At 69.6% G+C, this 20,620-nt stretch carries 23 protein-coding genes and 1 pseudogene; 21 read left to right on the top strand and 3 right to left on the bottom strand.

The window, feature by feature from the left end:
• From rplE to rplQ, 17 genes and pseudogenes are all read left to right on the top strand, one after another.
• On the top strand, window positions 1–732 hold the full coding sequence (gene rplE / locus WMF34_RS40375; protein ID WP_012240560.1) for a 50S ribosomal protein L5: 732 nt from the start codon (window positions 1–3) through the stop codon (window positions 730–732).
• Window positions 733–742: 10 nt separating this feature from the next.
• The gene (locus WMF34_RS40370) at window positions 743–928 is read left to right on the top strand and encodes a type Z 30S ribosomal protein S14 (protein ID WP_012240559.1); all 186 of its coding nucleotides are present in this window, start codon (window positions 743–745) and stop codon (window positions 926–928) included.
• Window positions 929–932: 4 nt separating this feature from the next.
• Entirely contained in the window at window positions 933–1,328 is a 396-nt protein-coding gene (rpsH, locus tag WMF34_RS40365; protein WP_012240558.1) for a 30S ribosomal protein S8, read from the top strand.
• Window positions 1,328–1,945: a 50S ribosomal protein L6 gene (rplF, locus tag WMF34_RS40360; protein WP_012240557.1), complete on the top strand. Its 618-nt coding sequence runs from the start codon at window positions 1,328–1,330 to the stop codon at window positions 1,943–1,945. Before rpsH ends, rplF begins: the two co-directional genes overlap by 1 nt.
• Before the next feature lie 47 nt (window positions 1,946–1,992).
• Window positions 1,993–2,352, top strand: a complete 360-nt coding sequence (gene rplR, locus WMF34_RS40355) for a 50S ribosomal protein L18 (RefSeq protein WP_012240556.1) — start codon at window positions 1,993–1,995, stop codon at window positions 2,350–2,352.
• A gap of 79 nt (window positions 2,353–2,431) precedes the next feature.
• A pseudogene (rpsE, locus tag WMF34_RS40350) lies at window positions 2,432–2,911 on the top strand (30S ribosomal protein S5); the annotation flags it as partial.
• 131 nt (window positions 2,912–3,042) lie between these two features.
• Entirely contained in the window at window positions 3,043–3,246 is a 204-nt protein-coding gene (gene rpmD, locus WMF34_RS40345; protein WP_012240554.1) for a 50S ribosomal protein L30, read from the top strand.
• A gap of 50 nt (window positions 3,247–3,296) precedes the next feature.
• Window positions 3,297–3,788, top strand: a complete 492-nt coding sequence (gene rplO / locus WMF34_RS40340; protein ID WP_012240553.1) for a 50S ribosomal protein L15 — start codon at window positions 3,297–3,299, stop codon at window positions 3,786–3,788.
• A gap of 44 nt (window positions 3,789–3,832) precedes the next feature.
• Window positions 3,833–5,161, top strand: coding sequence for a preprotein translocase subunit SecY (gene secY, locus WMF34_RS40335; RefSeq protein ID WP_012240552.1), 1,329 nt, complete (start codon window positions 3,833–3,835; stop codon window positions 5,159–5,161).
• Between the two features lie 10 nt (window positions 5,162–5,171).
• The gene (locus WMF34_RS40330) at window positions 5,172–5,819 is read left to right on the top strand and encodes an adenylate kinase (protein WP_012240551.1); all 648 of its coding nucleotides are present in this window, start codon (window positions 5,172–5,174) and stop codon (window positions 5,817–5,819) included.
• Window positions 5,816–6,067 carry a translation initiation factor IF-1 gene (gene infA / locus WMF34_RS40325; protein WP_012240550.1) on the top strand — a complete coding sequence of 84 codons (252 nt, stop codon included), beginning with the start codon at window positions 5,816–5,818 and terminating at the stop codon, window positions 6,065–6,067. The genes WMF34_RS40330 and infA overlap by 4 nt, the downstream gene beginning before the upstream one ends.
• A 31-nt stretch (window positions 6,068–6,098) precedes the next feature.
• Window positions 6,099–6,215, top strand: coding sequence for a 50S ribosomal protein L36 (rpmJ, locus tag WMF34_RS40320; protein ID WP_012240549.1), 117 nt, complete (start codon window positions 6,099–6,101; stop codon window positions 6,213–6,215).
• A gap of 43 nt (window positions 6,216–6,258) precedes the next feature.
• The gene (gene rpsM / locus WMF34_RS40315) at window positions 6,259–6,639 is read left to right on the top strand and encodes a 30S ribosomal protein S13 (protein ID WP_012240548.1); all 381 of its coding nucleotides are present in this window, start codon (window positions 6,259–6,261) and stop codon (window positions 6,637–6,639) included.
• Between the two features lie 20 nt (window positions 6,640–6,659).
• On the top strand, window positions 6,660–7,070 hold the full coding sequence (gene rpsK / locus WMF34_RS40310) for a 30S ribosomal protein S11 (protein ID WP_012240547.1): 411 nt from the start codon (window positions 6,660–6,662) through the stop codon (window positions 7,068–7,070).
• Between the two features lie 11 nt (window positions 7,071–7,081).
• Window positions 7,082–7,711, top strand: coding sequence for a 30S ribosomal protein S4 (gene rpsD / locus WMF34_RS40305; protein WP_012240546.1), 630 nt, complete (start codon window positions 7,082–7,084; stop codon window positions 7,709–7,711).
• Between the two features lie 208 nt (window positions 7,712–7,919).
• Window positions 7,920–8,960 carry a DNA-directed RNA polymerase subunit alpha gene (locus WMF34_RS40300; protein WP_012240545.1) on the top strand — a complete coding sequence of 347 codons (1,041 nt, stop codon included), beginning with the start codon at window positions 7,920–7,922 and terminating at the stop codon, window positions 8,958–8,960.
• A gap of 20 nt (window positions 8,961–8,980) precedes the next feature.
• Window positions 8,981–9,499 (top strand): 50S ribosomal protein L17, encoded by a 519-nt coding sequence (rplQ, locus tag WMF34_RS40295; RefSeq protein ID WP_012240544.1) that lies wholly within the window; start codon window positions 8,981–8,983, stop codon window positions 9,497–9,499.
• A gap of 146 nt (window positions 9,500–9,645) precedes the next feature.
• On the opposite strand, the gene WMF34_RS40290 is transcribed toward rplQ, so the two are convergent.
• Together WMF34_RS40290 and yccX are read right to left on the bottom strand one after the other, a co-directional pair.
• Window positions 9,646–11,784, bottom strand: a complete 2,139-nt coding sequence (locus tag WMF34_RS40290) for a hypothetical protein (protein ID WP_437991130.1) — start codon at window positions 11,782–11,784, stop codon at window positions 9,646–9,648.
• A 5-nt stretch (window positions 11,785–11,789) separates the two neighbouring features.
• Window positions 11,790–12,068, bottom strand: coding sequence for an acylphosphatase (gene yccX / locus WMF34_RS40285; RefSeq protein ID WP_012240542.1), 279 nt, complete (start codon window positions 12,066–12,068; stop codon window positions 11,790–11,792).
• Between the two features lie 420 nt (window positions 12,069–12,488).
• Here yccX and rho point away from each other — a divergent pair, with 420 nt between their 5' ends.
• The 4 genes from rho to WMF34_RS40265 all read left to right on the top strand — a co-directional run bounded on the left by rho (window position 12,489) and on the right by WMF34_RS40265 (window position 18,757).
• Window positions 12,489–13,736 carry a transcription termination factor Rho gene (rho, locus tag WMF34_RS40280; RefSeq protein ID WP_012240541.1) on the top strand — a complete coding sequence of 416 codons (1,248 nt, stop codon included), beginning with the start codon at window positions 12,489–12,491 and terminating at the stop codon, window positions 13,734–13,736.
• 116 nt (window positions 13,737–13,852) lie between these two features.
• Window positions 13,853–15,940: a GAF domain-containing protein gene (locus WMF34_RS40275; protein WP_012240540.1), complete on the top strand. Its 2,088-nt coding sequence runs from the start codon at window positions 13,853–13,855 to the stop codon at window positions 15,938–15,940.
• Between the two features lie 49 nt (window positions 15,941–15,989).
• Window positions 15,990–17,084 (top strand): (Fe-S)-binding protein, encoded by a 1,095-nt coding sequence (locus WMF34_RS40270; RefSeq protein ID WP_437991129.1) that lies wholly within the window; start codon window positions 15,990–15,992, stop codon window positions 17,082–17,084.
• Window positions 17,081–18,757: an ATP-binding protein gene (locus tag WMF34_RS40265; protein WP_437991128.1), complete on the top strand. Its 1,677-nt coding sequence runs from the start codon at window positions 17,081–17,083 to the stop codon at window positions 18,755–18,757. Before WMF34_RS40270 ends, WMF34_RS40265 begins: the two co-directional genes overlap by 4 nt.
• Before the next feature lie 69 nt (window positions 18,758–18,826).
• Here WMF34_RS40265 and WMF34_RS40260 read toward each other — a convergent pair whose 3' ends face one another.
• Entirely contained in the window at window positions 18,827–20,392 is a 1,566-nt protein-coding gene (locus WMF34_RS40260) for a serine/threonine protein kinase (RefSeq protein WP_437991127.1), read from the bottom strand.
• Between the last annotated feature and the right edge of the window lie 228 nt (window positions 20,393–20,620).

Here is a 20,620-nt window from a genome sequence, read left to right as displayed (position 1 = left end):
ATGGCGGACAAGAAGGACAAGGACAAGGCGGCCAAGGACGCCGGCAAGGGCAAGGACAAGGACAAGCCCAAGCCGCAGCAGGCCAAGCCGCAGGCGCCCGCCAAGAGCAAGGAAGCCAAGGGCGCGAAGGCCAAGGGCGCCGAGGCCGAGGCGTCCGGGCCGGTCGAGGAGCGCCCGCGCGACCCGAACTACGCGCCGCGGCTCCGCACGCACTACAGGAAGAGCGTGACGGCCGCGCTCGCGAAGAAGTTCGGCTACAAGAACCCGATGATGGTGCCCCGCCTGCAGAAGGTGGTCATCAACATGGGGCTCGGCGCCGCGGTGCAGAACCCGAAGATCATCGACTCCGCCGTCGAGGACATGCGGGCGATCTCCGGCCAGAAGCCGGTGGTGACCCGGGCCCGGAAGTCGATCGCGACGTTCAAGCTGCGCGAGAACCTGCCCATCGGTGTGATGGTGACCCTGCGTGCCGAGCGGATGTGGGAGTTCGTGGATCGCCTGATCGCGTTCTCCCTCCCGCGCGTTCGCGACTTCAAGGGCGTGAGCCCGAAGGGGTTCGACGGCAAGGGCAACTTCACGATGGGCCTGCGCGAGCAGATCATCTTCCCCGAGATCGACTACGACAAGATCGATGTCGTGAAGGGGCTCAACATCTCGTTCGTGACGACGGCGAAGACGGACGAAGAAGGACGCGCGCTCCTGACCGAGCTTGGCATCCCGTTCCGGCATTGAGGGATTTTCGATGGCCCGTGCAAAAGAGTTTGCGAAGCTGAACCGTCCGCCGAAGTTTTCTACGCGGCACAAGAACCGTTGCAAGGTGTGCGGGCGCGCGCGCGCTTACTACCGCGACTTCGAGCTCTGCCGCGTCTGCCTTCGGTTGTTCGCGCTCCGTGGTGAGCTCCCTGGTGTGATCAAGGCCAGCTGGTGATTCTATGATGACCGATCCCATCGCCGACATGCTGACCCGCATTCGCAACGCGGCGCTCGCGCGGCACGACAGGACCGAGGTCCCCGCGAGCCGCATCAAGGCCGCGGTCGCGGAGATCCTCAAGTCCGAGGGCTTCATCGCCGACGTGCGCGAGACCGAGGGCGAGGGTCCCAAGAAGCTCACGATCGTGCTCAAGTACGGGCGCGATCGACAGAGCGCGATCGACGGCGTGCGCCGCGTCTCCCGCCCCGGGCGCCGCGTGTACGTGCGTCACGACAGGATCCCGCGCGTGTTCAGCGGGCTCGGGATCTCGATCCTGAGCACGTCCCGCGGGCTCATGAGCGACAGGGATGCGCGCCGCCTCAAGATGGGTGGCGAGCTGATCTGCGAGGTGTGGTGATGGAAGCTCAGGCGAACGCAGCCCAGCCCGCGAACGGTGACAGCCGGCTCGCTCCGAAGACGTCGCGCGTTGGCAAGCGCCCGATCGACCTGCCGAAGGGGGTCACCGCGACCGTCAACGGCCGGAAGATCGACGTCAAGGGCCCGAAGGGCCAGCTCTCGCGCGCGATCACCGACAAGGTGGACATCAAGCTCGAGGGCAGCAAGCTGCACGTGAGCTCGGTGGCGCCGGGGCGCGACGCGTCGCGCCTCCAGGGCCTCACGCGGGCGCTCGTGGCCGCGATGGTGAAGGGCGTCGCCGAGGGCTACGAGCGGACGCTCGAGCTCAAGGGGACCGGCTATCGCGTCGAGCTCAAGGGCACGACGCTGAACTTCGCCCTCGGCTTCTCCCACCCGGTGACCTTCCCGGTGCCCACGGGGCTCACGGCGACGATCCCGGCGGACTCGAAGGGCACCGTCCTGGTCCTGACGGGCGCGGACAAGGAGCTCATCGGGCAGACGGCCGCGACGATCCGTGGCTTCAGGCCGCCGGAGCCGTACGGCGGCAAGGGCGTCCGTTACCGCGGCGAGCGCGTGCGGGAGAAGGCTGGCAAGGCCGGCAAGGGCGGCAAGAAGTAAAGGCGAGCGGCGGCGTGTTCGCCGCTGCACCGAGGGACGAGACGGTCATGGGCATGAAAATCGTCGGTCGGGAGCGCCGGAAGCTCCGCATCCGCAAGAAGGTCGAGGGGACGCCGGAGCGCCCGCGCCTCAGCGTCTTCCGCAGCTCGAAGCACATTTACGCGCAGGTCATCGACGACGTGAGCGGCAAGACCCTCGCCCACGCTTCGACGCTGTCGAAGGACCTCAAGGGCTCCCTCGACGAGGACAACAAGGTCGAGGCGGCGAAGAAGGTCGGGGCTCTGATCGCGAGGATCTGCAAGGAGAGGCAGATCGACAAGGTCGTCTTCGACCGCAACGGCTATCTGTATCATGGGCGCGTCAGCGCCCTCGCCCAGGCGGCGCGCGAGGCAGGTCTCGATTTCTGACTCCCATAGCCGCTGCCCTGATGGTGAGGGCGGCGGGCGCGGTCAACTGCCGCGGCGGAGAACGTGATAGAGGACGGTTATGGCGTTCGATCATGTCGACGAAGAGAAGCTGAAAGAGCGAGTCATCCACATCAACCGCGTCGCCAAGGTCGTCAAGGGCGGCCGGCGCTTCAGCTTCTCGGCGCTGGTCGTGGTGGGCGACGAAGCGGGGCACGTGGGCATCGGCCTGGGCAAGGCCAACGAGGTGCCGGAGGCCATCCGCAAGGGGAACGATCAGGCTCGCAAGAACCTGTTCCGCATTCCCCTGGACGGCGTGACCATCCCGCACGACTCGTTCGGCCACGTCGGGGCGGGCAAGGTCCTGCTGAAGCCGGCCAGCCCTGGGACGGGCGTCATCGCCGGCGGCGCGGTGCGCGCCGTCGTCGAGTCGGCGGGGATCCACGACGTGCTGTCGAAGTCGCTCGGCACGAGCAACCCGCACAACGTCGTGCACGCGACCGTCGCGGCGCTCCGTGGGCTCAAGAGCCCGGAGAGCGTCGCCGGCAAGCGGTCGATGCAGCTCGACTCGCTCGACTACCAGCGCCGCGGCAGCACGAACACCGCGGGTCGACGGCGCGCGAGCGTGGCGCCGCCCCCCGGGAAGCCGGGCGGCGGTGGTGCACCGAGCGGCGGCGGTGAAGGAGGCTCGCAGTGAAGCTCCGGGTACGTCAGAAGGCCAGCAACATCGGCCAGGTCGAGCACACCCGCAAGATCATCAAGGGGCTCGGCCTGCGTGGGCCGGGGTCCGAGGTGGTCGTCGCGAACACGCCCTCGTTCCGTGGCATGGTGAAGAAGGTCCTCCACCTCGTCGAGGTCGAGGAGGTCGCCGACGGAGCGACCTCGTCGAAGGCCTGAGAAGCGAGATCGTCATTCCAGCGGAGTCGCCGCGTACGGAAGTGTGAAACATGGACATTCTTTCTAAGCTCCAAGCCCCTGAGGGCGCCGTAACCAAGAGGCTCCGCGTTGGCCGTGGCGTGGGGTCGGGCGTCGGCAAGACGTCTGGCCGCGGACAAAAAGGGCAGAAGGCGCGGGCCGGCGGCAACATCAACAAGAAGCACTTTCAGGGCGGGCAGACGCCGATCCAGCGTCGCCTCCCGAAGCGTGGCTTCCGCAACCCGCTCGCGGACATCGTCGTCAACGTCAACGTCGGCGACCTCGAGGCGTTCGACGATGGCGCCCAGGTCGATCTGATCGCGCTCCACGAGCGCCGCCTCGTGCAGGGGCGGTTCGACGTGCTGAAGATCCTCGGCGATGGTGAGCTCACGAAGAAGCTCACGGTGACGGCGCACCGCTTCTCCAAGGGAGCGGTCGAGAAGATCGAGAAGGCGGGGGGCAAGGCGGTCGTGCTCGCGGCGCCTGCACCCCAGGGCAACTCGACGGACTCCTCGTCCTCGTAGTCAGCGCGCACGCGCACCCACCAAGCCGGAGTCCAGGATCGCCTATGGCCAGCCTCGCGGGAATCACCAACTTCCACAAGATCCCCGAGCTCAGGCGACGCGTGATCTTCACCCTGGTGATGCTCGCGGTCTACCGGGTCGGCGTCTTCGTGACGACGCCCGGCGTCGACCGGAACGCGATGCGGCAGTACGTCGCGAAGCAGTCCGGCGGGCTCCTGAGCTTCTTCAACATGTTCTCGGGCGGCGCGCTCGAGAACCTGTCGATCTTCGCGCTCGGGATCATGCCGTACATCTCGGCCTCGATCATCATGCAGCTCATGGGCATGGTCTACAAGCCCATCGACGAGCTGCGGAAAGAGGGCGAGCAGGGTCGCCGGCGGATCGATCAGTACACGCGGTACGGCACGGTCGCGCTCTCGCTGTTCCAGGCCTTCTCGATCGCGAAGATGCTCGAGGGCCTGTCGAGCAGCGAGACCGGGGCCGGGATCGTGAACCACCCCGGCATCGGCTTTCAGCTGATGACGGTCATCACGCTGACGACCGGGACCGCGTTCCTGATGTGGATCGGCGAGCAGATCACGGAGCGCGGCGTCTCGAACGGCGTCTCGCTCCTGATCTTCGCGAGCATCGTCACGCGCATCCCGGAGGAGATCGGCAACTACTTCGCCCAGAACGCGGGCGATCTCCAGCCCCTGACGATGGCCGCGATCGTCGCGTTCATCGTGTTCGTCATCGCCGTCATCGCGTTCTTCGAGAACGGCAGGCGTCAGATCCCGATCGTGTACTCGCGGCGCCAGGTCGGTCGCCGCGTCTACGGCGGGCAGACGGCGCACCTGCCGCTGAAGGTGAACACGTCCGGGACCATTCCCCCCATCTTCGCGTCGTCGCTGCTGATGTTCCCGCAGACGCTCGCGAACATGAACGTCCCCGGGGCCGAGCAGATTCAGGCGATCATCAACCGGGGGGACTGGGTCTTCAACACCGGCTACGCGCTGCTCATCATCTTCTTCTGCTTCTTCTACACGAACGTCACGTTCCAGCCGGTGGACGTCGCGGAGAACCTGAAGAAGCAACAGGCAAACATCCCCGGGATCAGGCCAGGCAAGCAGACGGCGGACTACATTCACCGCGTGATCCAGCGGATCACCGTGGGCGGCGCGCTCTATGTCGCCGCGGTGTGCGTGGTGCCCTCGATCGTCGGCAACCTGCTGCGCGTCCCCTTCGGCTTCGGAGGCACGTCGCTCATGATCGTCGTCGGCGTCGCGCTCGACACCGTGAACCAGCTGGAGGCGCACCTGATCACGCGGAGCTACGAGGGGCTGACGGGCCCCGGTGCCACCCGCATCCGGGGCCGCAGGCTCCCGGAAGCGTGATGGAGGGCAAATGATCTTGGTTCTGGTGGGGCCTCCTGGAGCTGGGAAGGGTACGCAGGCGAAGCTGCTGTGCGCGCGCTTCGGCATCCCGCAAATCTCGACCGGCGACATGCTGCGCGAGGCAAAGCGGTCGGGGACCCTGGAGAAGCGCTATCTGGACATCATGGACTCTGGCGGACTCCTGCCGGATGAGGCCGTCATCGGCCTCATCGCGCGCAGGACGGTCGAGCCCGACTGCAGCAACGGCTTCCTGCTGGACGGATTTCCCAGGACTGTGCCCCAGGCGGACGCGCTCGACGAGCTGCTGGCCAGCGCCAACCAGGGCGGCAAGCGGATTGATGCGGTGATCCAGCTGGACGTGGCGCGTCCCCTGCTCGAGGAACGGCTGATCCATCGCCGAACCGACAAACGCAGTGGACAGATATATCATCTCGTCTATAATCCGCCGCCCCCCGGTGCGGAGCTAGAGCATCGGGCCGATGATCGGCCCGAGGCTGTTGCAAAGCGTCTCGACGCCTACGAGGCGATGACGGCCGCCCTTCTTCCGTTCTACGAGCAGAAGAAGCTGCTGCATCGCGTCGATGGCGTCGGGAAGCCTGAAGAAGTGACGCACAGGGTGCTGTCGGCCATTGGCCGGCCGGGCTCGGGTGGAGAATGAGGCGTAAGAATCAGACCAGACCGCCGAAGGAACCGAAGGGCGACAAGCTCGAGTTCGACGGCGTGGTTCAGGAGGCCCTGCCGAACGCCATGTTTCGCGTGAAGGCGGACAACGGCCTCGGCGTCCTCGCGACCATCAGCGGCCGGATGCGGCAGTACTACATCAAGATCCTGCCGGGCGACCGCGTGACCGTCGAGGTCTCGCCGTACGACCCGAGCCGAGGCCGGATCACGTACCGGCATAAGTAACGTAGTTTTTTGAGGAATCTGGAGGCTCCCCGTGAAGGTGCGCCCGAGCGTCAAGAAGATTTGCGACAAGTGCAAGGTGGTCCGGCGGCGTGGTGTCGTTCGGATCATCTGCGAGAACCCCCGCCACAAGCAGCGCCAGGGGAACTAGCTCTTTCGGCGGAAGCCCGCCCCCGTTTCGGTTTGGAGTAACCATGGCTCGTATCGCTGGTGTCGATCTCCCGCGTCGGAAGCATGTCGCCTACGCCCTGCCGTACCTGTTCGGCATCGGGCGGACTCTCGCCTTGCAAATCTGCGAGAAGACCAACATTCCGCAGAACAAGCGGGTCGAGGAGCTCAGCGATGCTGAGGTGAAGGCGATCCGCGACCTCCTGGACGCCGAGTACAAGGTCGAGGGCGACCTCCGGCGCGAGGTGCAGCTCAACATCAAGCGGCTCATGGACCTCGGCTGCTACCGGGGGCTCCGCCACCGGCGCGGGCTCCCGGCGAACGGGCAGAGGACGCATACGAACGCGCGCACCCGGAAGGGACCGCGCAAGGGCATGTTGCAGCGGCGTCCTGCCGCGACCAAGTGACGAGCGGGGATTAGGACGCCATGGCGCAAGCGAAGACGGCTGCCACTACCACGAAGGCCAAGCAGAAGAAGAAGGTCAAGAAGAATGTCTCCGCGGGCATCGCGCACATTCAGTCGACCTTCAACAACACGGTCGTGACGATCACGGACATCAACGGCAACGCGATTGCGTGGTCGTCCGCTGGCGCTCGCGGCTTCAAGGGATCGCGCAAGTCGACGCCGTTCGCCGCGCAGCTCGCGGCGGAAGAGGCGGCGCGCCGGGCGCAGGAGCACGGGATGCGTTCGGTCGCCGTGTTCGTGAAGGGGCCGGGGGCCGGGCGCGAGAGCGCGCTCCGCGCGCTCCAGACCGCTGGCTTCAAGGTGACGCTGATCCGCGACGTCACGCCGATCCCCCACAACGGTTGCCGGCCGCCCAAGCGGCGCAGGGTTTGAGGTAATTCACGATGGCTCGCTACATTGGTCCGGTCTGCAAGCTCTGCCGCCGCGAGGGGATGAAGCTCTACCTCAAGGGCGAGCGGTGCTACTCCGAGAAGTGCGCGTACACGCGGCGCCCGTATCCCCCCGGCCAGCACGGCCAGGGGCGCATCAAGCTGAGCGAGTACGCGGTGCGCCTGCGCGAGAAGCAAAAGGTGCGTCGCATCTACGGCGTGCTCGAGCGGCAGTTCAGCGGGTATTTCCAGGAGGCCAACCGGCGCAAGGGCCGGACGGGCGAGGAGATGCTCGGGCTGCTGGAGCGGCGGCTCGACAACGTGGTGCACCGGATGGGCTTCGGCTCGTCCCGCGCCGAGGCGCGCCAGCTCGTCCGGCACGGGCACGTGCACGTGAACGGCAAGCGGCTGGACATCCCGAGCTACGTCGTTCGGGCGGGTGATCGGGTCGAGCTCACCGAGGGGGCGCGCAAGTTCAAGAGCGTCCTCGCCTCCATCGGCGGCGCGGACAAGCGCCCGGTCGCGAGCTGGATCGACGTGGACCGCGCGGCGTTCACCGGCGCGATCAAGGGCGCGCCGATCCGCGAGGATCTCAACGAGCCGGAGATCCGCGAGCAGCTCGTCGTCGAGTACTACTCGCGCTGATCGCGCGAGGGCGGCGCGGAGGAGGGCGGCGTCGCGAGCGCACCTTGCAGGGTGCGCTCGCTCGCCGCGGGCTCCCCTCGGCGCCGCCGTCCCGCGCTCGCGCGCGGGGGCATGGAGCCTAGGATGCGGGCAGGAGGCGGCGCCGATCGGTCGAGTGCGGCCGCGGCGTGAGACCTCCGCGCAAACCTCATGAAGGAAGGAGATCGCCATGACGATGAACAACCCGAACCTCACGATGATCGCCCGTAACTGGCGCGATCTGATCCGGCCCAAGGGCATCTCGATCGACGCGGAGAGCGGGACCCAGTTCTACGCCAAGTTCACGTGTGAGCCCCTGGAGCGCGGCTTCGGGATCACGATCGGCAACTCGCTGCGCCGCGTGCTGCTCTCCTCCCTCCAGGGGGCGGCCGCGACGGCCATCCGCATCGAGGGCGCGCTGCACGAGTTCACCACCGTGCCGGACGTGGTCGAGGACGTCAGCGACATCATCCTCAACGTGAAGGAGGTCGTCTTCAAGGCGGCCACCCCGAAGACGTACTCGGTGCGCATCGATCGCGAGGGGCCCGGGCCCGTGTACGCGCGCGACATCCAGCTGGTCGAGGGGCTGTCGGTGCTCAACCCCGACCACCTCATCGCCGTGCTCGACAAGAAGGGCCCGCTCTCGATGGAGCTCACGGTCAACGTGGGCCGCGGCTACGTGCCCGCCGAGCGCAACAAGACGCCGACCATGCCGATCGGGACGATCCCGATCGACGCGCTGTTCTCGCCGATCCGCAAGGTGAACTACACCGTGCAGAACGCCCGCGTCGGGCAGGTGACCGATTACGACAAGCTCACGCTCGAGGTCTGGACCAACGGGTCCGTCTCGCCGGCGGACGCGGTCGCCTTCGCCGCGAAGATCCTCAAGGAGCAGCTCTCCATCTGGGTCAACTTCGAGGAGAGCGAGGAGACGAGCTACCAGGCGGTGATGAGCGACGACGAGCCGCTCAACGAGAACCTGTTCCGCTCCGTCGAGGAGCTCGAGCTGAGCGTCCGCTCCGCGAACTGCTTGCAGAACGCGAACATCACGCTCATCGGCGAGCTCGTGCAGCGGACCGAGCAGGACATGCTCAAGACCAAGAACTTCGGTCGCAAGTCGCTGAAGGAAATCAAAGAGATCCTCGCGAACATGGGGCTCTCGCTCGGGATGAAGATCGACAACTGGCCGCAGCTCCTCGAGCGCTGGAAGGCGCAGCAGGCGCAGGCGTGAGTCGGTACTGAGGGAACGTCATGCGTCACAAGAAAGCGGGCAGGCAGTTTGGTCGGGATACCTCCAGCCGCAGGGCGATGCTTCGCAACCTGACGGCGAACCTGATCACCCACGAGCGGATCGAGACGACCGACGCCAAGGCGAAGGAGCTGCGGCGCGTGGCCGAGCGGCTCATCACCAAGGCGACGCGGCTCGGTAAGGTCGCGTACACCGCGCACGGGGAGCTCAGCCCCGGCGACAGAGCGCGCCGGCTCCACGCCGAGCGGCTCGTGGGCAGCTACATCCCTCGCTGGGGGGTCGCGACCGACGGCAAGAAGGTCGACATCATCGCGAAGGTGATGATCGATCTCTCGAAGCGCTTCGAGGGGCGGCCGGGCGGCTACACGCGGATCATCAAGCTCGGTCCGCGCCGCGGTGACTGCGCGCAGATGAGCCTCATCGAGTTCATCGACGCGCCGCCGGTCGCGGACGCGCCTGCGCAGGCCGCCGAGCCGGTCGCCGCGGCGGAGCCGGCCACCCCGGCGACGACCGCCGGCTGAGCCGAACCAGGCCGGCGCCGCGTGGCGCCGGCGCAGTCGCAGACAGCACGCCGGGAGAGCGATCAAGCTCGCCCGGCGTTTCTGCGTTGTGAGCCTGGCCGGCGCTCAGGGGCCGACCGATGCGTGGGCCTGGTGCGCGCGACGGCTCAGCGGTCGCGCGCGCCGGCTTCAGGGGCGTCGTCGCTCCGCGGTTCCGCCTCCTCGATAGGCTGTGCAGGCAGGTCGGGGTCCGCCCTCGAGGCGGAGGCTGGGGCCGGCTCGGGAGACGTCTGGGGCTGCGGAGGAGCGGCGCTGTCCTGCCTCCCGGGCGGCGTCGAGGCAGGTGATGCGGCCGGCTGCGGAGGGGGTGGCGCCGAGGCAGGTGATGCGGTCGGCTGCGGAGGGGGCGCCGCCGAGGCAGGAGATGCCGGTGGGGGCGAAGGGGACGGCGCCGAGGTAGGAGACGCCGGCGGGGGTGGAGGGGGCGGCGCCGAGGCAGGAGACGCCGGCGGGGGCGGAGGAACGGTGCCGGCTTGCGCTCGAGCGGGCGACGGAGCGCTCCGTCGCCGGGCGATGAAGAACATCGAGAGCACCGCGGCGAGACCTACCGCTCCCGCGGCGATGTGGCGGTTCGTCTGGCTCTTCCGCTCCGCGACCTTGTCCCCGAGGGAGGTGAGTGCCGCCCTCGCGCCGTCGTGGGAAGGGTCGAGCTCGATCGCGCGCTCCAGCACGAACTTGTCCGGCGTGCCGCGCTCGATGAGGAGCGCGCCCTCGAGGTAGGCGATCTCCGCTTCGATCTTCTTCGCGCGCTCGCCTGGCGCGTCGAGGCGCAGCGCCTTGCGCAGCATGGCGAGCGCGTCGTCGCGCCGGTCGGCAGACAGCGATCGCGCCCGCTCCACGTAGGCGTCCACCATCTCCTTGCGGCGCTCGAAGAGCGGCGCGCGGGCGAGCACCTTGTCGAACGCGTCGGTCGCCTCGGCGGGCTTGCCCGCGCTCGCCGCGGCGACGCCCTCGTCCATCAGCTTGTACACCTCCGCGAGGCGCGCGCGATCGTACGTCCCGAAGAGCTCGCGCGCGACACGGTCCCACGACCACTCGCGCGGCGGCTTCACGCCGGTGAGGTCCAGGTAGGCGTCGCGGAGCTGCCAGATGCCGGGCTCGCCGATCGCGGAGATCGCCTCCCGCGCGGCGTCGCGCAGCCGCGCGCGGTCGCTGTTGCAGAAGCTCAGGATCACGCGCATGGCGTCCACGTCCCGGACGCGGCCGTAGGCGCGGAGGACGTCGGCCAGGATCTGCGTGTCATTCGACGCGATCGCCTCGCCGGGGATCGCCCGGCCGAGCAGGTCGAGCTGCTTGTTGGCCCATCGCTGGACGATCTTGGCGTCGTGCTGGCGCGCCTCGATCAGCGCGGGGACCGCCTTGTCGCGCAGCTTGGCCACCTGCCGCTGGAGATCGATGCGGAGCAGCTCGCCGAAATAGGCGTGCAGCGCGATGAGCTCGCGGACCGCAGGCGTCGTCCCTGCAGCGACGAGCATCCGCTCCATTGCGAGCAGCTTGACGACATCGCGCCACGCGCTGTCCCGCGGCCGCGCCACGGCCAGCATGAAATCCAGCCAGTCCCCCTCGTCCTTCTCGTCGTCAGCGCCCTTCTTGGCGCTCTGGTCGGCCTTCGCGTCCTTCTTTGCGACCTTCGCGTCGCCGGCATCCTTCTTTGCGCCCTGGTCGGCCTTCGCGTCCTTCTTCGCGTCACCGGCGCCCTTCTTTGCGTCGCCGGCGCCCTTCTTTGCGTCGCCAGCGCCCTTCTTCGCGCCCTTGTCGGCCTTCGCGTCTGCAGTCTTCTTCTTGTTGCCGTCGCGCTCGTCCTCCCCCTTCTCGCCCTTCATCGCCTTGCGGCCTTCTCTGCGCGCGTCCGCGAGCACGCGAGGCGCCGCGGTCCGATCGAGCGAGCCGCGGATGTCCTGAACGCGCAGCCGCACCGCATCGACGATGCCGGGGATCGGCTCATCGAGGGCCGCGCGGGCGTTCTCCCGCGAGCGCGCGTCCTCCGACGTGATCTGGTCGAGTATCCGGTCGAGCTCGCGGACCGCGGTGATGTCCGGCTCCGGGCGGACGATCGGGGCGAGGCGCGGGAGCTCAGGGAGCGCGGAGGAGGCCGGCGCGGAAGCGCCGGCGTCGCGCTCGCCGGCGGCGCGCGCCGGAGGCGTCGCGAGCGGCGCCGCTGCGAGCAGGCCGATCAGGACGAGCCGCGCGCGTCTCCGCGCCGATCGCGCCCCTGCGCCCCTCGGATCCGACGTGTGGCGTGCCAAGCGCCTCAATCCGTGATGCGAAAGTCGAAGAAATCGCCGGAGAAGCCCCGCCACCGGACGTCGACGCGCTCGACCCGCGCGGCGCTCGGGCCGCGGTTCGCCCAGGCGATGAGCTCCTTCAGCTCGTCCTCCTCCCCCTCGGCGAGGACCTCGACGCTGCCGTCGGAGCGGTTTTTCACCCAGCCGGTGAGGCCGAGCCGCTTGGCCTCGCGCTGCGTGGAGGCACGAAAGAAGACGCCCTGGACGCGACCGCGGACGAACAGCTGAACCTGTTTGAGCCCCATGGAACCAGCTTGACTTAGCCGCGCGTTCCGGGGGAGGCAACTTCAGGCAGCACCTGGGAGCCACGGGCAGTTCGCCCGCGCCGTTCTTCGTACGGACGGCGCGGGCGACCTGTGTCCGTGCCGCGCCCGACGACGCGCGCGCGTCGTCCGTGCCTCCCGCCGCGCATTGACAGAGCAGACGCGCTTGATAGAGTCGCCGCCCGATCGGCAAGCACAGCCCGCCGATCGAGCGACATGAACGTGAGGGGCGCCGGTTGCGAGGCGAGCCCTCTTCCCTCTGGCGACCCGCCGACATCGACGACATGCTCGGCCCCGCCTCGGGTCCGACCCGCTAGACCCCCCCAACCAAAAAACCAACGACCGACGGCCTCCACGCCCTTGACAGGGTACCCGCCGTCGCATCCTGGAGCTTTCCGACTCATGCACCTCAGGGAACTGAAGCAGAAACCGATGGCCGAGCTCGTCCAGATGGCGAAGGGGCTCAACATCGAGGGCGCTGCCGGGCTGCGCAAGCAGGAGGTCATCTTCGCTCTCCTGCAGGCCCACGCGGCGCAGGACCAGCCGGTCTACGGCGAGGGCGTGCTCGAATGCCTGCCCGACGGCTTCGGCTTCCTCCGGGCGCCGGACTACAACTACCTGCCGGGTCCGGACGACATCTACGTCTCGCCGTCCCAGATCCGGCGCTTCAACCTCCGCACCGGCGACAGCGTGAGCGGCTCCATCCGGCCGCCCAAGGAGCGCGAGGCGTACTTCGCGCTGCTCAAGGTCGACAAGATCAACGGCGAGCCCCCCGAGGTCGCCCGCGACAAGATCCTGTTCGACAACCTCACGCCCCTCTACCCGCAGCAGAAGTTCAACATCGAGAACGGGACGAAGAGCTTCTCGACCCGCATCATCGACATGCTCTGCCCCATCGGGAAGGGGCAGCGCTGCCTCATCGTCTCGCCGCCCCGCGCGGGCAAGACGGTGCTGCTCCAGCAGATCGCCAACGCGATCTCCGCGAACCACCCGGACACGACGCTGATCGTGCTGCTCATCGACGAGCGCCCGGAGGAGGTGACCGACATGCAGCGCACCGTGAAGGGCGAGGTGATCAGCTCGACCTTCGACGAGCCCCCGACGCGGCACGTGCAGGTCGCCGAGATGGTGATCGAGAAGGCGAAGCGCCTCGTCGAGCACAAGCACGACGTCGTGATCTTGCTGGACTCGATCACCCGCCTGGCGCGCGCGTACAACACGGTCGTCCCGCCGAGCGGCAAGATCCTCTCCGGCGGCGTCGACTCGAACGCGCTGCACAAGCCGAAGCGGTTCTTCGGCGCCGCGCGCAACGTCGAGGAGGGCGGCTCGCTGACGATCGTCGCCACCGCGCTCGTCGACACGGGCTCGCGCATGGACGAGGTCATCTTCGAGGAGTTCAAGGGCACGGGTAACAGCGAGATCCACCTGGATCGCAAGCTGATGGAGAAGCGGATCTTCCCCTGCCTGGACATCAACAAGAGCGCGACCCGCAAGGAAGAGCTGCTGCTGCCGGAGTGGATCCTCCAGCGCGTGTGGCTGCTCCGCCAGCTGCTGCACCCCCTCAACGTCATCGACTCGATGGAATTCCTCCTGGACAAGGTGAGCCGCACCGAGACCAATCAGGAATTCCTCGAGAGCATGAACCAGTAACGGCGCGTCCTAGGGGCGCTCCTGGCGGTCGTCGGGAGCGCTCTCTGTCACGCGAACGGTCCGCGCAGGGGCCCGCGCGCGCGCTCCTCCGGGCGAAGTCGTGTTAGCGTCTTCTGGTGACCGCGAAGGCGGAACAACGCACGAAGGCGCTGCAGGCTCGCGTACAGGAGCTCGAGGCGCGCCTCGCCCACGCCGACAAGACGGTGCGGGCGCTCCGGGATGTCGGGCTGGCCCTTGGCAGCACCCTGGATCTCGACCAGCTCCTCGCGCTGATCCTGAACAAGATCACCGAGCTGCTCGACGCGGACCGAGCCACCCTCTACCTGCTCGACGAGCAGCGGCAGCGGCTTCTGTCGCGCATCGTCATCGGCGAGGAGGCGCGCGCGATCGAGCTGCCCGTCGGCGCGGGGATCGCGGGCCATGTCGCCAAGATGGGGCGCACCGTCCGCGTCAAGGACGCCTACCGGGATCGCCGGTTCCAGCGCGACTGGGACGAGGTCACGGGGTACCGCACCCGCTCGATCCTCGCCGCGCCGATGAAGAACCACGTCGGCCGGACCATCGGGGTCATCCAGGTCCTGAACAAGCACGGGGAGGGGGAGTTCTCGGTCCACGACGAGGAGCTCCTGAGCGCGCTGGCGACGCAGGCGGCCGTCTCGATCGACAACTCGCGGCTGTTCCTCTCGGTGATCCAGAAGAACACGCAGCTCGTGGAGACGAAGGAGCAGCTCGAGCACCGCGTGAGCGATCTCAAGCTGCTCTTCGACCTCGAGAGCGCGATGGGCCGCGCGACCACGATGGAGGACCTCGCGCGCGCGGTCATCACGGAGGCCGGCAGGGCGTGCGAGGCGCGGGCGGGGGGGATGCTCGTCGACGAGATCGAGGGCGGGCTGTTCCTCTACTTCTTCGATCTCACGGCGTTCGACGGGGGCAGCGCGCCGCCCCGCGCGCCCGCCCTCGGAGAGGAGCCGGAGGGCGTCGTGGTCGGGGCCGCCCCGAGGCCGGCGGTGAAGCGCATCGCGATGCGCCGCGGCGAAGGGGTGGTCGGGCGCGCCATGGTGAACAACGAGGCTGTGTGCTTCTCGCGCGAGGGCGGAAGTCGGGATCCGGACGATACGCTCGTGTCGCCGCGGCTCGCCCAGCTCGTCGGCGCGGAGCTCAGGACGGCGATCGCCGTGCCGCTCGAGGGCGAGGACGCGGTGCCGATCGGCTCCATGGCCCTCTACAACTCCAGGAACCCCCACGGCTTCTCGAAGGACGATCGCGCGCTGCTGCGGCTCGTGTCGGCGAACGCGTCGACCGCGCTGCGCCTGTTCCGGTCGCGCCTCGAGCGGGAGCAGAGCGAGCGGCTCACCACGATCGGGCGCCTGCTCTCGGGCGTGATGCACGACATGCGCACGCCGCTCACGGTGATCAGCGGTTACGTCCAGCTCATGGCCGGCGCTCCCGACGCGGCGACGCGGGAGGACCACGCGCGGCTGATCCTCAAGCAGTTCGACGTCATCAGCGCGATGCAGCGCGAGGTGCTGGAGTTCGCGCGTGGCGAGCGGAGCATCCTCGTGCGCAAGGTCTACTTGACCAAGTTCTTCGGCGACATCGAGAAGCAGCTGGAGCACGAGCTCGCCGGGACCGGCGTCTCGCTCTCCCTGGAGCTCGAGGACCGAGGGACCGCGCGCTTCGACGAGGCGAAGATGACGCGGCTCCTGCACAACCTGGTCCGCAACGCGGTCGAGGCGATGCGGCCAGGCGGGGGCACGGTGACGATCCGCGCCTACCGCGACGGGGGCGACCTCGCGATCTGCGTCGCGGACACCGGGAAGGGGATCCCCAAGGAGATCCAGGGCCGCCTCTTCCAGTCGTTCGTCACCTCCGGCAAGCGCGGCGGCACCGGCCTCGGGCTCGCGATCGTGAAGAAGATCGTCGACGAGCACGCCGGGACGATCACGGTCGCGTCGTCCGACAAGGGCGCGAAGTTCACCATCCGCCTGCCCCAGGAGAGCGCGCCGTCGCGGTCTCCCGGGACCGCAGGGGGGCAGCCCCAGCTTGTGTCGAGGGACGGCAGCCCGGCGACCAAGGCGGGCGCGAGCGTCGCGCCGGTCGTCCACGAGGGCATCCCCCGCCGCAGGCCGGCGGGCTCAGCTCCCTCCGTCACCCCCGCGAACGAGCGGGGCCGACGCTCGTCCAGCAACGGCTCGGGCGCCTGACGCGCTCCCGCCGCTTGCGCGAGGCGCACCCGATGGAGAGACTCGAACGGTGTCCCAGCTCCGCCTGAAGCTCCTCGAGCCGCACCGGACGTCGCTCGAGAAGTGCGTCTACTGCCCCAAGCTCTCCCGCGCCGCCTGCCCCGTGTCGAACGTCGAGGCGAACGAGACGGTGACGCCGTGGGGGAAGATGTCGATGGCGTACTTCGCCGCGCGCGGCGACGTGCCGCTCGACGCAGGCCACGCGGATCCGGCCTGGGCGTGCTCCGCGTGCTTCGGGTGCCGCGAGCGCTGCGATCACAAGAACGAGGTGGCCACGGTGCTGACGGACGCGCGCGCGGAGCTCTTCGCGCGCGATCTCGCGCCGGAGGGGGCCAGGCGCGTGGCGGAGCGCTTCTCGGCCCGCGAGGAGGGCCGCGCCGGTGAGCTCGACGCGCGCTCTCGATCGGCCGCGGCCGCGCCCGACGCGGTCCACGTGCTGCTCGGCTGCGGCTATGAACGTCACGCGCCGGACGTCGCCCGCGACGCGCTCGACGCGACCGAGGCGCTGGCGGGCGCCCCGACCCGCCCGGTGCGCGCCTGCTGCGGGTTGCCGCTCCTGTACGCCGGCGATCGCCCGGGCTTCGAGGCCGCCGCGCGGCGGCTCGCCGCGGAGGTCGCGCCCGGGGGGCGCTTCGTCGCCGTCGATCCCGGGTGCGCGCGCGCCGTGCGCGTCGAGTACCCGCGCGCGGGGGTGAGCGTGAAGGCCCCGGAGCTGTTCGTCGATCTCGCGCGCTCGTCGCTCGACAGGCTGCAGCGATCGGCGTCGGAGCGGCGGGTGCGCTACCACGATCCCTGCCAGCTCGGGCGCGGCCTCGATCGCTACGACGCGCCCCGGGAGATCCTCGCCCGCATCACGGGGCGGCCGCCGGAGGAGTTCATCCACCGCCGCGAGCACGCCGACTGCAGCGGAGGCGGCGGCCTCCTGCCCGCCACGCGCCCCACGTCGTCCGCCGCCATCGCCGACGCCAGGATCGCGGAGCACCGCGCGCTCGGCGGCGGGCTGCTCGTGACGCACTGCGCGCAGAGCCTCCAGCGGTTCAGGACGCGGGGCGAGCCGGCGGAGGACCTCGCGAGCCTCGTCGCGCGGGCCGTCGCGCCGCGATGACCGCGCCGCCGCCAGCCGCGGACGAGGCGCGCGGCGGCGCCGCGGGGCCGGAGGAGCGCGCGCCCCAGAAGCGGCGCACGGTCGCGGGGAGGCTCCTCGCGAGCTACCTCGTGGTGCTCGCCGCCTTCGCGCTGACCGTCGGCTGGAGCGTCCAGGCGCTGCGGGCGGCCTCGCGCGACGCCCAGCTGCTGCGCGCCGGGTACGTCCCGCTGCTGCTCCGCATCGGCGAGGTCCTGGCCGAGCAGAACGTCTTCAACGCCCAGCTCAACCACATCACCGCCGCGAAGAACCCGGGGGACGTGCGCGAGTGGATCGAGACCGCGAGGCGGACCCGTCCGCTCGCGTTCTCGAACGTCAAGGACGCCGCCCGGGCGCTCGCCGGCGCTGATGAGAAGGCGACCGGCGGGGACGCCCGCGTGGGGCAGGCGGCCGCGTCGTCCGGCGTCCGCCGGTTCAGCGACGAGGTGGCGGCCGAGGTGGCGGCGATCGAGCGGCTCGTCGGCGCCAGCCCGGAGCGGTTCGCCCAGCTCTTCCAGGCGCTCGCCGTCGGCGACCGTGACCTCGCCGAGCGCACGCGCGACGAGCTGGTCAAGCGAGAGGTCGAGGGCGCGCAGCGGCTGCGGGTGATAAGGAGCCGCGTCGAGGGGCAAATGCAGAGCCTCACCGACGAGGCGGAGCTGCGCGAGGAGCGCTCGATGCACCTGCTCGTCGGGCTGGGCGTGCTGACGCTCCTCGTCGGCGTGATGATGTCGCTGTACGCGCGGCGCGTGCTCGCCCCGCTGACCGCGGTCACCGAGCGGGCCAACGCCGTCGCGCGCGGCGACCTCACCCCGAAGCAGGCGCTCGCGACGAACGACGAGATCGGCGAGCTCGCGACGACGTTCGAGGACATGGTCGCCGCGATCCGCCGCGCGCGCGCCGAGCTCGTGAACGCCGAGCGGCTGGCGGCGATCGGGAAGATGGCCGCGCACGTCACGCACGAGATCAGGAACCCGCTGTCGTCGATCGGGCTGAACCTCGAGCTGCTCGAGGAGGAGGTGGCGCGCGCCTCCGCCGCGGACACCCCTGACGCGGAGCTCAGGCCGGTGATGAAGGAGTCGGCGCAGCTCGTCACCGCCATCCGGGCCGAGGTGGACCGCCTGTCTCGCATCGCCGAGCAGTACCTCAGCGTCGCCCGCCGCCCCCGCCCGCGCCTGGAGCCGGAGCGGGTGGACGACCTGGTGCAGGAGCTGGTGGCGTTCGTGAGGCCCGAGCTCGACCGCGCCGGCGTCGCGGTTCGCGTCGAGGTGGAGGAGGCGGGGCCCGAGCTCCTCCTCGACGAGTCGCAGATCCGTCAGGCGCTCCTGAATCTGCTCCGCAACGCGCGCGAGGCGATGCCGAAGGGCGGCGAGATCGTCGTGAGCGTCAGCTTCTCGAGCGGCGCCGCGACCATCGCGGTCGACGACACGGGCCCCGGCGTGCCGGAGGAGCTGCGCGCGTCGATCTTCGACCCCTTCTTCACGACGAAGCAGCGCGGTACGGGGCTCGGGCTCGCGGTCACGCGGGACATCATCGAGGCGCACGGCGGCACGATCTCGTGCGAGCCGCGCGAGGCGGGGGGAACGCGGTTCCGGATCGCGCTGCCCGCCGGGCGCTCACCGGCCCAGGGCCGCGCCGCGGACGCGGCGCTGTGAGCCGCGCCGGCCGCTGCGCGCTCGCGCGGCGGAGAGCGGCACGTCCGACGCGGAGCCGCTGCGCGCGGCCTATTTCGGCATGTCCAGGTACTCGAGGGCATACCCCATGAGGAGGAAGCCCACGACGGCGAACAGGATCGCCGCGAGCACATAGACGATGGTTCGAAGCGTCCGCGCCGGCGGCGGCGCCGGAGGCCGCTGCTCGATCGGCTCTGGCTCACCGGCGGTGGTGGGTCCCAGGCTCGCCGAGCCCATGCTTGGCCGCACGGGTTTGTAGACGAGCGTCGGACCCTGGCCGGTCGTCGACCCGCCCGAGCTGTCCTCGGAGAAATCCGGGAGCGTCCGCGGCGTCACGGGGTGGGACACGAGCGGGGGCACGAGCTCTCGGGCCGCGTTGTTGAGCACCATGGTGCCGTTCGGGCCGGTCCATTGGACGGGCGCCGCCGCCGTCTGTACGCCCGGCGCGCGCCCGCCAGGCATGTACGGCGGGAGCTGGCCCTCGTTCTGCGTGAGCGGCGGCTCCCCGACAGGGTGGGCCGGCCGCTCAGGCTCGCCGTGCGAGCGCACCCCGGTCTCGACCCGCGGTTGCGCCCCCGGGTCGGTCGCCGTGCGGATCAAGATGGGGTCGATCGGCGGCACCGGGAGCTTGACCGCGCCGGAGGACGGGGGCTTGTAGCTCTGGTGCGCTGCCGGGATGGGCGAGCTGCGCGCATGGCCGGAGCCGCTGCTCGCCGGCAGCGTGGAGATGGGTGAGCCGCTGACCGGATGGCTGGAGCTCCTCGCCGGCCGCAGCTCCCGCCAGGCGGTGAGCCCCTCGAGCGCGCTCTGGAAGCGGTCCGCGGGCTCCCGCGCCAGCCCCTTCGCGAGGAACGCCTCGAGCCGCGGGTCGACGGGCCCGTCCATCGCCTCGGCCAGCGTCCGCGCGTCGGTCTTCTGCTTCATCTCGACCATGATGAGCAGGTTGCGCGCCTGGTAAGGCAGCTGGCCGCTCATCGACTGGTAGATCATCGTGGCGCAGGCGTAGATGTCCGCGCGGTGGTCGACCGTCTTCGCCTTGCCGATCTGCTCGGGCGGCATGAACGAGAACGTGCCCAGGCTCTGGCCCATCTCGGTCAGCGTCTCCGCTCCCATCTCCTTTGGCAGCTTGGAGATGCCGAAGTCGAGGATCTTGACCCGCTTCGACCCGTCGGGGCGCGCCTCGATGTACACGTTCGACGGCTTCAGATCGCGGTGGATGATCCCCGCGCGGTGCGCGTCGGCGAGCCCCATCCAGACCTGCTCGATGATCGGGTGAAGCTCCTCGAAATCGATCGGCCCCGTCCGCTTCAGTCGATCGATCAGCGACTCGCCCTCGAGCAGCTCGAACACGAGGACGATGCCGTGCTCGGGGTCCTCCTCGACATCGAGGATCTCGGTGACGTGATCGCTGTTGATGGAGCCGGCGGCGCGCGCCTCGCGCCGGAACCGCTCGGCCGCGGACGACTTGGCCTTCGACTCGGCGCGCAGGAGCTTGATCGCCACCTGGCGGCCGGTGCGGATGTTCTCCGCGGCGAACACCTCGCCCATGCCGCCGCGGCCGAGCTGGCGGATGATGCGATACCGGTTCGCAACGACGGTTCCAGCTTCGAGCTCCAAGCGCGCCCTCGCCCCAGAGTATCCTCCGCGCCGATGCGGAGGATCAAATTCTCCGGCGCGAACGAGGTGATCCGACCGTAAGCCGCGGGATGCCGGTCGCGGGCCGCCGTCGCTCTTCCCAGGGCCGAGCGCGGCGGAAGAGCCGCAGGATCGAGCTCTTCCGTGGGTTCTCCTCCCCTTCGCCGAGGAGCAGGCGCTGCGCCGTCGTGCGCGGTGTCCTCGCGTCGG

It is taken from the genome of Sorangium sp. So ce145 (genome assembly GCF_051525985.1).
GTDB classification, from domain to species: domain Bacteria; phylum Myxococcota_A; class Polyangia; order Polyangiales; family Polyangiaceae; genus Sorangium; species Sorangium cellulosum_B.
Note: the sequence above shows the minus strand (reverse complement) of the source record. Positions and strands in the feature narration are given on the sequence as shown.